The organism is Burkholderia sp. Ac-20365, assembly GCF_017104715.1.
In the GTDB taxonomy this organism is placed as follows: Bacteria; Pseudomonadota; Gammaproteobacteria; order Burkholderiales; family Burkholderiaceae; genus Paraburkholderia.
The window spans coordinates 14,702-26,772 of the sequence record NZ_JAAGPI010000021.1; the positions used below are offsets into that span (position 1 = coordinate 14,702).

Genomic DNA, 12,071 nt, shown 5'->3' on the forward strand with positions numbered 1-12,071 from the left:
CGCAACTCCCCGGCGCGCGGGATGCGGTCGATCTCGCGCAGGTTGGGCAACTGAACAGCAGGAGCAGTACACGCATGGCATTCACGCTCGAGCAGATCGTCCAGCGGTTCGGCGGAGAGATCGTCGGCGATCGCGCGCACCGCGTCGGCAACCTGGCGCCGCTCGATCAGGCCGGCCCCGATCAACTGGCGTTTCTCGCCAACCCGAAGTATCTGGCGCAGGTCGAGACGACCCGCGCGGGCGCGGTGCTGATCAACGCGGCGGATCTGGACAAGGTAACAGCGCGCGACGGCCGTAATTTCATCGTCACGCCGAATCCCTACGCTTACTTCGCGCGTCTGGCGCAGGCTTTCATCGACATGGCGACGCCGAAGGCGAAGCCCGGCGTGCATGCCAGCGCAACCATCGACCCGTCCGCGCAGATCGCCGCGAGCGCTGTGATCGGCCCGAATGTGACGGTGGAAGCGGGCGTCTCGATCGGCGAGAACGTGCGCCTCGACGCGAACGTCGTGGTTGGCCGCGGTACGAAAATCGGCGCGGACTCGCATCTGTATCCGAACGTCGCCGTGTATCACGGCTGCAAGATCGGCGAGCGTGCGATCATCCACGCGGGCGCCGTGATCGGTTCGGACGGTTTCGGCTTTGCGCCCGATTTCGTCGGCGAAGGCGATGCGCGCACGGGCAGCTGGGTCAAGATTCCGCAAGTGGGCGGCGTATCGATCGGACCGGACGTCGAAATCGGCGCAAATACGACGATCGACCGCGGCGCGATGGCCGATACTGTCATCGAAGAATGCGTGAAGATCGACAATCTCGTGCAGATTGGCCACAACTGCAAGATCGGCGCCTACACGGTGATCGCCGGTTGCGCGGGCATCGCGGGCAGCACGACGATCGGCCGCCACTGCATGATCGGCGGCGCGGTCGGCATTGCCGGTCATGTCACGCTTGCCGACTACGTGATCGTCACCGCGCAGTCGGGTGTGTCGAAGTCGCTTAGCAAGCCCGGCATGTACACGAGCGCATTCCCGGCCGTCAATCATGCCGACTGGAACAAAAGCGCCGCGTTGATGCGCAATCTCGACAAGTTGCGCGATCGTATCAAGGCACTCGAAGCCGCGGTTGCCAGCGCCTCCGGAGACAAGGCGTAAGCATCCCGGCACCATAAGCATCACGGAAACGAGCGCCGGCGCGCGCGGCCCCCAAAACGCGCGCAACCGGCACAGGAACGGGCGGCAGGGCGCGTCATCATCATTCAGGCCCCTCTACCCAGCATTCGCAGTCATCATCGCGCAACCCCTGCGTGAGCAGAAACACCATGAGCACCGAAAAAATCAATCTCGACATTCACAAGATTCTCACGCTGCTGCCGCATCGCTACCCGATCCTGCTGGTCGATCGGGTGCTCGAACTCGAGCCGCACAAGAGCATCAAAGCGCTGAAGAATGTGTCGATCAACGAACCGTACTTCATGGGTCACTTCCCGAAGCGCCCCGTCATGCCGGGTGTGCTGATTCTGGAAGCGCTCGCGCAGACGGCAGCGCTGCTGACCTTCGCGGAAGAGCCGCACGACCCCGACAACACGCTGTACCTCTTCGTTGGCATCGACAATGCGCGCTTCAAGCGCGTGGTCGAACCGGGCGACCAGCTGATCCTGAACGTCACGTTCGAGCGCCATATGCGCGGCATCTGGAAGTTCAAGGCGCGCGCCGAAGTGGACGGCCAGGTGGCGGCGGAAGCCGACCTGATGTGCGCGGTGCGCCAGACGGACAGCGAGTAACTGCCGGCGGCCGGGCGGCCATTCGTGGTCACGTCCGGTTACACGCAAGGCAGAACAATCGACACCTCGGGCGGTCACAAGATGGGTTGCATCGTGACCGCTTCAACGCGTCGGATGACGCCGCAGCGTCATCCGCGCCATGTAACTGATACGCGGAAATACTAGCGAGGGCGCATGAGCAGGATTCATCCTACTGCGATCATCGAGTCGGGCGCGCAGCTCGACGAATCGGTCGAAATCGGACCGTACGCCATTGTCGGCGCGAACGTCACGATTGGCGCGCGCACGACGATTGGTTCGCATAGTGTGGTCGAAGGCTACACGACGATCGGCGAAGACAACCGGATCGGCCATTACGCGTCGGTCGGCGGCCGTCCGCAGGACATGAAGTATCGCGACGAGCCGACGAAGCTCGTGATCGGCAATCGCAACACGATCCGCGAGTTCACCACGATCCACACGGGCACCGTACAGGACAAGGGCATCACCACGCTCGGCGACGACAACTGGATCATGGCGTATGTGCACATCGGCCACGACTGCCAGATCGGCAACAACGTGATCCTGTCGAGCAACGCGCAGATGGCGGGCCACGTGATCATCGGCGATCACGCGATCGTCGGCGGCATGTCGGGTGTGCACCAGTTCGTGCGCATCGGCGCGCATTCCATGCTTGGCGGCGCGTCGGCGCTCGTGCAGGACATTCCGCCGTTCGTGATCGCGGCGGGCAACAAGGCCGAGCCGCACGGCATCAACGTCGAAGGGCTGCGTCGCCGCGGCTTCTCGCCGGATGCGATTTCGGCGCTGCGCTCGGCCTACCGTCTGCTGTACAAGAACGGTCTGTCGCTCGAAGAAGCGAAGGTGCAGTTGCGCGAGCTCGCTTCGGCGGGCGGCGACGGCGACGAGCCGGTGAGCGCGCTGGTCGACTTCGTCGAGCAGTCGCAGCGCGGCATCATCCGCTGACCGATGCCGTTGCCTACCAGTCCGCTACGGCTCGCAATGGTAGCCGGCGAGCCGTCGGGCGATCTGCTGGCGGCTTCGCTGCTGGACGGGCTGGCGGCCCGTCTGCCTGATTCGACGCAGTATTTCGGCATCGGCGGCCCGCGCATGATCGCGAAGGGCTTCGACGCGCATTTCCCGATGGAAAAGCTGTCGGTGCGCGGCTACGTCGAAGCGCTGAGGCATATCCCCGAGATTCTCGGGATCCGAAACGAGCTAAAGCGGCAACTGTTGGCGGAGCCGCCGTCGGTGTTTATCGGCGTGGACGCGCCCGATTTCAATTTCGGCCTCGAGCATCCGCTGCGCGATGCGGGCGTTCCGACCATCCATTTCGTCTGTCCGTCGATCTGGGCGTGGCGCGGCGGCCGCATCAAGAAGATCGTCAAGGCCGTCGATCACATGCTGTGCGTGTTTCCGTTCGAAAAGGCGCTGCTCGAGAAATCGGGTGTGAAGGCGACATATGTCGGCCATCCGCTCGCCGACGAGATTCCGCTCGAACCGGACATGGCCGGCGCGCGACGCACACTCGGGCTGCCTGAAAGCGGCCCGGTGATCGCGGTGCTGCCGGGCAGCCGCCGCTCGGAAATCTCGCTGATCGGCCCGACGTTCTTCGACGCGATGGAACTGATGCTGCAGCGCGAGCCGGGCGTGCGCTTCGTGATGCCTGCCGCGACGCCGGCGCTGCGCGAACTGCTGAAACCGCTCGTCGACGCACACCCGAAGCTGCCGCTGACGCTGACAGACGGCAACGCGCAAGTCGCGATGACCGCTGCCGACGCGATTCTCGTGAAAAGCGGCACGGTGACGCTCGAAGCAGCGCTGCTTAAAAAGCCGATGGTGATCTCGTACAAGGTGCCCTGGTTGACGGGGCAGATCATGCGTCGCCAAGGGTATCTGCCGTACGTGGGCTTGCCGAACATTCTGGCGGGACGTTTCGTCGTGCCGGAAATCCTGCAGCACTTCGCAACGCCTGAGGCGCTGGCGGACGCCACGCTCACCCAGTTGCGCGATGATGCAAACCGGCGCACGCTGACGGAAATTTTCACCGAGATGCATCACGTGCTCAGGCAAAACACAGCGCAGCGGGCTGCGGACGCCGTCGTCGAAGTGATCGAAACGCGCCGGGGGCGTCCATGACCCGCAAGACGGCATCGAAGACCGTGAATCAGGACGGCTTCGATTTTTCGTCGCCGGAAGACGTCATTTGCGGTGTTGACGAAGCGGGACGTGGTCCGCTCGCGGGTCCCGTGGTGGCCGCCGCCGTGATTTTCGATCCATCGAAGCCGCGCATTCGCGGCCTCGATGACTCAAAAGCACTGACGGCAAAAAAGCGCGACGAACTGTACGAGAAGATCATTGAGCGCTCGCTGGCGTATTGCATCGCCTCGGCGTCGGTCGAGGAAATCGATTCGCTGAACATCCTGCACGCGACGATGCTGGCGATGAAGCGCGCCGTCGAAGGTCTGAAAGTCACGCCGACGCTGGCGAAAATCGACGGTAATCGCTGCCCGACGCTGAGTATCCGCAGCGAGGCGATCGTCAGTGGCGACGCGCTCGTGCCGTGCATTTCGGCCGCGTCCATTCTCGCGAAAGTCACGCGCGACCGCATGCTGCTCGAACTGCATCAGATGTTTCCGATGTACGGTTTCGATGCACATGCGGGCTACGGCACGCCGCAGCATCTGACGGCGCTGCGCGAGCATGGTCCGTGTGAGCATCACCGGCGCTCGTTTGCGCCCGTGCGCGAGGCGCATTTGCGGCTTGGCACGGCGGTCGCGCTGCCGCGAGGTGTGGTGGTCATGCCGCCCGCTGCCGTCGACGACAGTGCGCCTTTCTGACGCTGCGCACAACACGATCAAGCGCCCGCGGGCGCTTTTCTTTTCACCGCTTTATTTTTCGTACCGATACGGTCTTCGCTGCCAGTGAAAGCCATCACCTCGCGGGACAATCCGCTCTACAAACGTCTGAAGGCATTGGCCGGTTCGACGCATCAACAGCGCAAGAGCGGTCATGCGCTGCTCGAAGGCTTTCACCTTGCGAGCGCGTATCTCGACGTCGCGGGCCAGCCGGAAATGTGCGTCGTCACGGAGGGCGCGCTGCGTCACGACGAAGCGCAGGCGATCGTCGCGCGCATCGAGGAGCGGCGCCTCGTCACGTTGCCGGATGCGCTGTTTGGGCAACTGTCGAACGTCGTCAATGGCGTCGGCATGCTGCTGCTGGTCGAGAAGCTCGATCTGCCATTGCCGGAGCGCGTGACGCAAGGCTGCGTCGTGCTCGACGGCGTGCAGGATGCGGGCAATGTCGGGTCGATTCTGCGCAGCGCGGCTGCGGCGGGCATCGATCACGTGTTCTGCGCGCCGGGCACGGCGTACGCGTGGTCGTCGAAAGTGCTGCGCTCGGCCATGGGCGCGCATTTTCTGCTACAGATTCACGAGGATATCGAACCGCAGACGCTGATCGAACGGCTCGATGTGCCTGTCGCGATCACCGACTCGCATGGCGCCGAAGCGATCTACGACACGGATCTTGCGGGCCCGGTGGCGTGGGTGTTTGGCAATGAAGGGGCGGGCGTGTCGCAGCCGTGGCGCGACGCGGTGACGTACCGCGTGACGATTCCGCAGCCGGGCGGGATGGAGTCGCTGAATGTCGCGGCCGCCGCCGCCGTGTGTCTTTTCGAGCAGTGCCGGCAGCAGCGCGCTGCCGGCTGATGTCACTGCATCGTTCTCAATACGACGACCGGTCCAGCTTGATTTCCTGCAGGATCGTCGTCGCGATTTCCTCGATCGACTTGTGCGTCGACGAGAGCCACTTGACCCCTTCACGCCGCATCATCGTCTCGGCTTCGTTGATTTCATAGCGGCAGTTTTCGATTGCCGCGTACTTGCTGCCCGGACGCCGCTCGTTGCGAATTTCCGAAAGCCGCTGCGGATCGATCGACAGGCCGAACATCTTCGTACGATGCGCGAGCAGCGGCGTCGGCAGCTTGCCGCGCTCGAAATCTTCGGGAATCAGCGGATAGTTTGCCGCCTTCACGCCGTACTGCATCGCCAGGTAAAGGCTGGTCGGCGTCTTGCCACTGCGCGACACGCCAACCAGGATCACGTCGGCTTCTTCCAGATTGCGATTGGACTGGCCGTCGTCGTGCGCGAGCGAGAAGTTGATCGCTTCGATGCGGTTCTTGTATTCCTCTGTGTCCGCGTTCTGGTGGCCGCGGCCCATCGCGTGGCTCGACTTCAGCTCCAGTTCCTGTTCGAGCGGCTCGACGAAGGTCTGGAACATGTCCAGCACGAGCGCATTCGAATCCTTCACGATCTGGTTCGACGCGCTATTCACGAGCGTCGTGAAGACGATCGGACGGCGGCCTTCGTGATTCGCGGCTTCGTTGATCTTTTCGAGCGTAGCGTAGGCTTTTTCCGTCGAATCGACGAACGGCACGCGGACCAGGCGGAATTTCTGGTCGAACTGGGAGAGGATCGAGTGCGCGAAGGTTTCGGCAGTAATCCCGGTACCGTCGGAGACGATGAATACGGTGGGCGGCATCAGTGGGCAGGGAACATGAGCGGCAGCAGCCACTCGAAATCAGACATTGCCGCTTCGCGCGCTGCCCGGTGGCTGGCCGGAAACTTGCAACGGCGCTTCTGCGGCGCAGTGTGCGCCGTTCTGGCGCATTTCTCGTCCGACTGTCACATTTTGAGAGTCGGCACGGTAGAATAGCGGCAACCTGTTGGATAAGCAATTGCAGCGAAATCGGGTGTAACTATCTGTTATCCCACTCTGATTGCGGCGTGATTTGTTTCTAACTTGCGCGGCTACGCGGCAAGTTCGGGCAATCTCCTGCTTCGTCGGGCTTCGTGCGGTGCACAAAAGCCACTCGCGATTGCTTCTCCAACAGGTTGCGCAAGGCACGGGTACACGCTCCCAATGGGCGCCCCGTGTTCAAGCCCACTTGCGCAATCGTGTATTTTTTCCACACTTAGGGGCTTGTATGACTAACGCAGTTAACGTTGCTAAGGATCAGGCGTATGTAGTTCCATTCGAGCAGTTGCGAATGACCGACGTGGAAATCGTCGGCGGCAAGAATGCTTCGCTCGGCGAGATGATCAGTCAGCTCGCTGAAGCGGGTGTTCGTGTGCCGACGGGCTTTGCCACGACGGCGCTCGCATTTCGCGACTTCCTGCATCACAACAACCTGACCGAACGCATCGCCCAACGTCTCGAGACGCTCGACGTCGACGACGTGAAGGCGCTCGCCGCTGCGGGCAAAGAGATCCGTCAATGGATCGTCGACGCCCCGATGCAAGCGCGTCTCGAGCAGGAAATCCGTGCAGCGTTCGACACGCTGACCAAGAGCTCGCCTGAAGAGCTGTCGTTTGCCGTGCGTTCGTCGGCGACGGCGGAAGACCTGCCCGACGCATCGTTCGCCGGCCAGCAGGAAAGCTACCTGAACGTGGTCGGCATCGAAGACGTGCTCGATCGCATGAAGCACGTGTTCGCGTCGCTCTACAACGACCGCGCAATCTCCTATCGCGTCCACAAGGGCTTCACGCATGCTGAAGTCGCGTTGTCGGCGGGTGTGCAGCGCATGGTGCGTTCGGACGTCGGCGCAGCGGGCGTGATGTTCACGCTCGATACGGAATCCGGCTTCAAGGACGCGGTCTTCATCACGTCGAGCTACGGCCTTGGTGAAACCGTCGTGCAAGGCGCCGTGAATCCGGACGAGTTCTACGTCTTCAAGACCACGCTCGCACAGAACAAATACCCGATCATCCGTCGCTCGATCGGCTCGAAGCTCATCAAGATGGAATTCACGAAGGCTGGCGAAGAAGGCCGCGTGAAGACCGTCGACGTGCCGCACGAGCAGCGCAACCGCTACTCGATCACCGATGAAGACGTGATCGAACTGGCGAAGTACGCCGTCATCATCGAAAAGCACTACCAGCGTCCGATGGACATCGAGTGGGGCAAGGACGGCCGCGACGGCAAGATGTTCATCCTGCAGGCGCGCCCGGAAACGGTGAAGAGCCAGGGCGGCAACAAGGCCGAGCAGCGCTTCAAGCTGAAGGGTCAGTCGCAGGTGCTGGCAACTGGCCGCGCAATCGGCCAGAAGATCGGCGCGGGCCCCGTGCGCGTGATTCACGATCCGTCGGAAATGGAGCGTGTGCAGCCGGGCGACGTGCTGGTCGCGGACATGACCGACCCGAACTGGGAACCCGTCATGAAGCGCGCGGCGGCGATCGTCACGAACCGTGGCGGTCGTACGTGCCACGCGGCGATCATCGCGCGTGAGCTGGGCGTGCCGGCAGTGGTTGGTTGCGGCGATGCGTCGGACGTGCTGAAGGACGGCGCGCTGGTGACGGTCTCGTGCGCGGAAGGCGACGAAGGCAAGATCTACGACGGTCTGCTCGAAACGGAAGTGACGGAAATCCAGCGCGGCGAACTGCCGGAAATCCCCGTCAAGATCATGATGAACGTCGGCAATCCGCAACTCGCGTTCGACTTTGCGCAACTGCCGAACAAGGGCGTGGGTCTGGCGCGTCTCGAGTTCATCATCAACAACAACATCGGCGTTCACCCGAAGGCGATTCTCGAATACCCGAACATCGATCAGGACCTGAAGAAGGCAGTCGAAAGCGTCGCGCGCGGTCACGCATCGCCGCGTGCGTTTTACGTCGACAAGCTGACGGAAGGCATCGCCACCATTGGCGCGGCGTTCTACCCGAAGCCCGTGATCGTGCGTCTGTCGGACTTCAAGTCGAATGAGTACAAGAAGCTGATCGGCGGTTCGCGCTACGAGCCGGACGAAGAAAACCCGATGCTCGGTTTCCGCGGCGCGTCGCGTTACATCGCTGAAGACTTCGCGCAGGCGTTCGAGATGGAGTGCATCGCGCTCAAGCGCGTTCGCGAAGAGATGGGCCTCGACAACGTCGAGATCATGGTGCCGTTCGTGCGTACGCTGAAGCAGGCGGAGCGCGTGGTCGGTCTGCTGGCGAAGTATGGCCTCAAGCGCGGCGAAAACGGCCTGCGCCTGATCATGATGTGCGAAGTGCCGTCGAACGCGATCCTCGCCGAAGAGTTCCTGCAGTACTTCGACGGCTTCTCGATCGGTTCGAACGACCTGACGCAGCTCACGCTGGGTCTGGACCGCGACTCGGGCATGGAACTGCTCGCCGTCGATTTCGACGAGCGCGATCCGGCCGTCAAGTTCATGCTCAAGCGCGCGATCGAAACGTGCCTGCGCCTGAACAAGTACGTCGGTATCTGCGGTCAGGGTCCGTCGGATCACCCCGACTTCGCCGAGTGGCTGACGAAGGAAGGCATCGCGTCGATTTCGCTGAACCCGGACACGATCATCGAGACGTGGCAAAACCTGGCGAAAGTGACGGCAAAATAAGCATTGCGCATCGATCTGTAGAGGCACGTAAAACGTGCTTCCGCGAACGATAAAAGCTGGACGCTTCATGCTATAAACACCCCGGTAGATCCGGGGTGTTTTGCTTTGTGGAGGCGAAAGTGTTGCAAAGTGGACTGTTCTGGTGGATTGGCGCGGGCGTGCTGATCGTGCTCGAACTGATGCATGGCACGTTCTATCTGCTGATGGTGGCGCTCGGTTTTATCGCGGCGGCGCTGGCGCGTCTCGCCGGCCTCGATCTTTCGCTGCAACTGGGCATCGCGGCTGCGGTGGCGCTCGCCGCGATGCTGTTGCTGCGCAAATCGCGCTTTGGGCGCAAAACGAAAACGCGCGCCGAGGCTGCGCGCAATCCTGACGTCAATATCGATATCGGCTCGACGCTGACCGTGTCCGCGTGGCACGACGGACGTGCGCGCGCAAATTACCGCGGCGCGTCATGGGACGTCGAACTCGCGCCCGGCGAGCCGGAAGATGCGCATCTCTACGAAATTACTGCGCTGCGCGGCAGTTGCCTTGTCGTCGTTGCTTGCAGGCATGCACCGGCGCGAGCCTGAGTCGTCTGATCTGACCTAAGCGCATCTGAAAGCGCACAACAATCAAAATAGAGTGGGGGTGCAGGAATGGATTCATCGAGCATCGTTGGACTGGTGTTGCTGATCGTCGTGATCGTGATGGCTGCGCAGACGATCAAGATCGTGCCGCAGCAGCATGCGTGGGTGATGGAGCGCCTCGGCCGCTATCACGCGACGCTCACGCCGGGCCTGAGCTTCGTGCTGCCGTTCATCGACCGGATCGCGTACAAGCATGTGCTCAAGGAGATTCCGCTCGACGTGCCGAGCCAGGTTTGCATCACGCGTGACAATACGCAGTTGCAGGTGGATGGCGTGCTGTATTTTCAGGTCACCGATCCGATGAAGGCGTCGTATGGGTCGAGCAACTTCGTGTTCGCGATCACGCAGTTGTCGCAGACCACGTTGCGCTCGGTGATCGGCAAGCTCGAACTCGACAAGACGTTCGAGGAACGCGACTTCATCAATCATTCGATCGTGTCGGCGCTGGACGAAGCCGCGTCGAACTGGGGCGTGAAGGTGCTGCGGTACGAGATCAAGGATCTGACGCCGCCGAAGGAGATTCTTCATGCGATGCAGGCGCAGATTACGGCGGAGCGCGAGAAGCGTGCGCTGATTGCCGCCTCTGAAGGGCGGAAGCAGGAGCAGATCAATATCGCGTCTGGGGGCCGCGAGGCGGCGATTCAGAAGTCTGAGGGTGAACGTCAGGCGGCGATCAATCAGGCGCAAGGGCAGGCGGCCGCGATTCTTGCTGTTGCGGAGGCTAATTCGCAGGCGATTCAAAAGATCGCGGCTGCTATTCAATCTACTGGTGGGATGGAGGCTGTGAATCTTAAGGTTGCTGAGCAGTATGTGAATGCGTTTGGCAACCTGGCCAAGGCAGGTAATACGCTCATCGTGCCTGGAAATATGGCTGATGTGAGTTCTATGATTGCTTCGGCTTTGACGATTGTTAAGGGGCAGGCTAAGGCTTGAAGTTGTTGTTGGGTTGGTTGTGTCTGTGACGCTGGGTTTGGTTTTTCTGCGCTTTGCGCTGGCATCCGCGTTTTGTCTTGCCTTGTTCACGCGTTGCCCCTGTGCGGGGCGGCACTTACTTTCTTTGCCGCCGCAAAGAAAGTAAGCAAAGAAAGCGGGCTAACACCGCCCGTTCTTGACCGCCGCCTGAGGGCCCCCAACGGGTCCTCCACTTCACGCGGCGTTCTGCCATTCAATGCCCGTTGCCAACACCTTGAACAGGCGCCTCACCCGCGTCAATCACCCGTAGCGCAGCAAGCGGCAGCGAATGGTTGCGGCCGCCCAGGTGGCAAACTGTGTGTCGGTCGTAGTGCTTCACCCGGCAGCGTTTCTACGACACCGATCGTGCTTTTCAGTCCGGAGTGATGCGTGTACGGCGCGATGGCCTACACACAGTTTGCCGCTATAGAACGTGGGCGTTTTGATCGCGCATGTGGCGACGCGGGAATGTGAAGTGGGTGAGGCGCTCAATAAGAGCGTTGGCAGCGGGTGTCGAGAAGAACGCTGTCGCGAACAGGACGGGGCTGTTGGGGGCCCGTGGGCAGGAAGAAAAGCTGGCGGTGTTCAGCGGCTTTCTTTTGCCTACTTTTCTTTGCCGCGGCAAAGAAAAGTAGGTGCCGCCCCGCACAGGGGCGACGCGTGAAGCAGGCAAGACAAATCGCGGATGCCAGCGAAAACCTGAAACCAAAACCACCAGCAGCAACCCCAAAAACAGCAAAAAAAGCCAGGCGCTGCAAGCAGCAAAAAACCTTCACGACCTCATGAGTCGTGCCTTCTCCCGCTCCCAGTCCCGCTTCTTCTCGGTCTCACGCTTGTCGTGGAGTTTCTTGCCCTTCGCAAGCCCGATCTCACACTTCACCCGCCCATTCTTGTAATGGAAATTCAGCGGCACGAGCGTATACCCACGCTGCTCGACCTTGCCGATCAGCTTGCTGATCTCCTCAGCGTGCAAAAGCAGCTTGCGCGTGCGCACGGGATCCAGATTGGCGAACTTCGATGCCTCGGGCAGCGGGCTGATATGCGTGCCGATCAGAAACAGCTCCGCGTTCCTGATGACCACGTAGCCTTCCTTGATCTGCCCGCGCCCGGCGCGCAGCGCCTTGACTTCCCAGCCCTCCAGCACGAGCCCCGCCTCGTAACGCTCCTCGACCGAGTAGTCGAAGAACGCTTTTCTGTTGTCGATGATGCTCATGAATGGAAACTGGCCAACTCGTTTAAAATCACGATTTTAGCAAAGCGGGGCGCCGAAAACCCGCCGCGGTGTCATTCAGTTGTCACGCGTTCGCTATTTCTCAATCCC

Annotated in this window: 11 protein-coding genes; 9 read left to right on the forward strand and 2 right to left on the reverse strand. The window is 61.5% G+C overall.

Annotated elements, in window-relative coordinates:
- The first annotated feature begins 74 nt into the window (after positions 1-74).
- The 6 genes from lpxD to G3O01_RS27955 all read left to right on the forward strand — a co-directional run bounded on the left by lpxD (position 75) and on the right by G3O01_RS27955 (position 5,487).
- Positions 75-1,151 carry a UDP-3-O-(3-hydroxymyristoyl)glucosamine N-acyltransferase gene (gene lpxD / locus G3O01_RS27930; protein WP_205809830.1) on the forward strand — a complete coding sequence of 359 codons (1,077 nt, stop codon included), beginning with the start codon at positions 75-77 and terminating at the stop codon, positions 1,149-1,151.
- 167 nt (positions 1,152-1,318) lie between these two features.
- The gene (gene fabZ / locus G3O01_RS27935; protein WP_035990836.1) at positions 1,319-1,780 is read left to right on the forward strand and encodes a 3-hydroxyacyl-ACP dehydratase FabZ; all 462 of its coding nucleotides are present in this window, start codon (positions 1,319-1,321) and stop codon (positions 1,778-1,780) included.
- Positions 1,781-1,954: 174 nt separating this feature from the next.
- Complete coding sequence (lpxA, locus tag G3O01_RS27940) at positions 1,955-2,743, forward strand: acyl-ACP--UDP-N-acetylglucosamine O-acyltransferase (protein WP_205809831.1); 789 nt, start codon at positions 1,955-1,957, stop codon at positions 2,741-2,743.
- A gap of 3 nt (positions 2,744-2,746) precedes the next feature.
- Complete coding sequence (gene lpxB / locus G3O01_RS27945) at positions 2,747-3,916, forward strand: lipid-A-disaccharide synthase (RefSeq protein ID WP_205809832.1); 1,170 nt, start codon at positions 2,747-2,749, stop codon at positions 3,914-3,916.
- Positions 3,913-4,617: a ribonuclease HII gene (gene rnhB / locus G3O01_RS27950; protein WP_205809833.1), complete on the forward strand. Its 705-nt coding sequence runs from the start codon at positions 3,913-3,915 to the stop codon at positions 4,615-4,617. The genes lpxB and rnhB overlap by 4 nt, the downstream gene beginning before the upstream one ends.
- 84 nt (positions 4,618-4,701) lie before the next feature.
- Positions 4,702-5,487 carry an RNA methyltransferase gene (locus G3O01_RS27955; protein ID WP_205809834.1) on the forward strand — a complete coding sequence of 262 codons (786 nt, stop codon included), beginning with the start codon at positions 4,702-4,704 and terminating at the stop codon, positions 5,485-5,487.
- 16 nt (positions 5,488-5,503) lie between these two features.
- Here G3O01_RS27955 and G3O01_RS27960 read toward each other — a convergent pair whose 3' ends face one another.
- Positions 5,504-6,319 (reverse strand): pyruvate, water dikinase regulatory protein, encoded by an 816-nt coding sequence (locus G3O01_RS27960; RefSeq protein ID WP_205809835.1) that lies wholly within the window; start codon positions 6,317-6,319, stop codon positions 5,504-5,506.
- Between the two features lie 445 nt (positions 6,320-6,764).
- Here G3O01_RS27960 and ppsA point away from each other — a divergent pair, with 445 nt between their 5' ends.
- From ppsA to G3O01_RS27975, 3 genes are all read left to right on the forward strand, one after another.
- A complete protein-coding gene (gene ppsA, locus G3O01_RS27965) occupies positions 6,765-9,170 on the forward strand; it encodes a phosphoenolpyruvate synthase (protein WP_205809836.1) in 2,406 nt (801 codons plus the stop codon).
- A gap of 119 nt (positions 9,171-9,289) precedes the next feature.
- Complete coding sequence (locus G3O01_RS27970; RefSeq protein WP_205809837.1) at positions 9,290-9,742, forward strand: NfeD family protein; 453 nt, start codon at positions 9,290-9,292, stop codon at positions 9,740-9,742.
- Between the two features lie 66 nt (positions 9,743-9,808).
- Positions 9,809-10,732 (forward strand): SPFH domain-containing protein, encoded by a 924-nt coding sequence (locus tag G3O01_RS27975; protein ID WP_205809838.1) that lies wholly within the window; start codon positions 9,809-9,811, stop codon positions 10,730-10,732.
- A gap of 790 nt (positions 10,733-11,522) precedes the next feature.
- Here G3O01_RS27975 and smpB read toward each other — a convergent pair.
- On the reverse strand, positions 11,523-11,963 hold the full coding sequence (gene smpB, locus G3O01_RS27980; RefSeq protein WP_205809839.1) for an SsrA-binding protein SmpB: 441 nt from the start codon (positions 11,961-11,963) through the stop codon (positions 11,523-11,525).
- Positions 11,964-12,071 lie beyond the last annotated feature (108 nt).

Bases quoted from the DNA above. Each gene is read 5' to 3' on its own strand.
- lpxD (WP_205809830.1), top strand. From the start codon at position 75: ATGGCATTCACGCTCGAGCAGATCGTCCAGCGGTTCGGCGGAGAGATC.
- fabZ (WP_035990836.1), top strand. From the start codon at position 1,319: ATGAGCACCGAAAAAATCAATCTCGACATTCACAAGATTCTCACGCTG.
- lpxA (WP_205809831.1), top strand. From the start codon at position 1,955: ATGAGCAGGATTCATCCTACTGCGATCATCGAGTCGGGCGCGCAGCTC.
- lpxB (WP_205809832.1), top strand. From the start codon at position 2,747: ATGCCGTTGCCTACCAGTCCGCTACGGCTCGCAATGGTAGCCGGCGAG.
- rnhB (WP_205809833.1), top strand. From the start codon at position 3,913: ATGACCCGCAAGACGGCATCGAAGACCGTGAATCAGGACGGCTTCGAT.
- G3O01_RS27960 (WP_205809835.1), bottom strand. From the start codon at position 6,319: ATGCCGCCCACCGTATTCATCGTCTCCGACGGTACCGGGATTACTGCC.
- ppsA (WP_205809836.1), top strand. From the start codon at position 6,765: ATGACTAACGCAGTTAACGTTGCTAAGGATCAGGCGTATGTAGTTCCA.
- G3O01_RS27975 (WP_205809838.1), top strand. From the start codon at position 9,809: ATGGATTCATCGAGCATCGTTGGACTGGTGTTGCTGATCGTCGTGATC.
- smpB (WP_205809839.1), bottom strand. From the start codon at position 11,963: ATGAGCATCATCGACAACAGAAAAGCGTTCTTCGACTACTCGGTCGAG.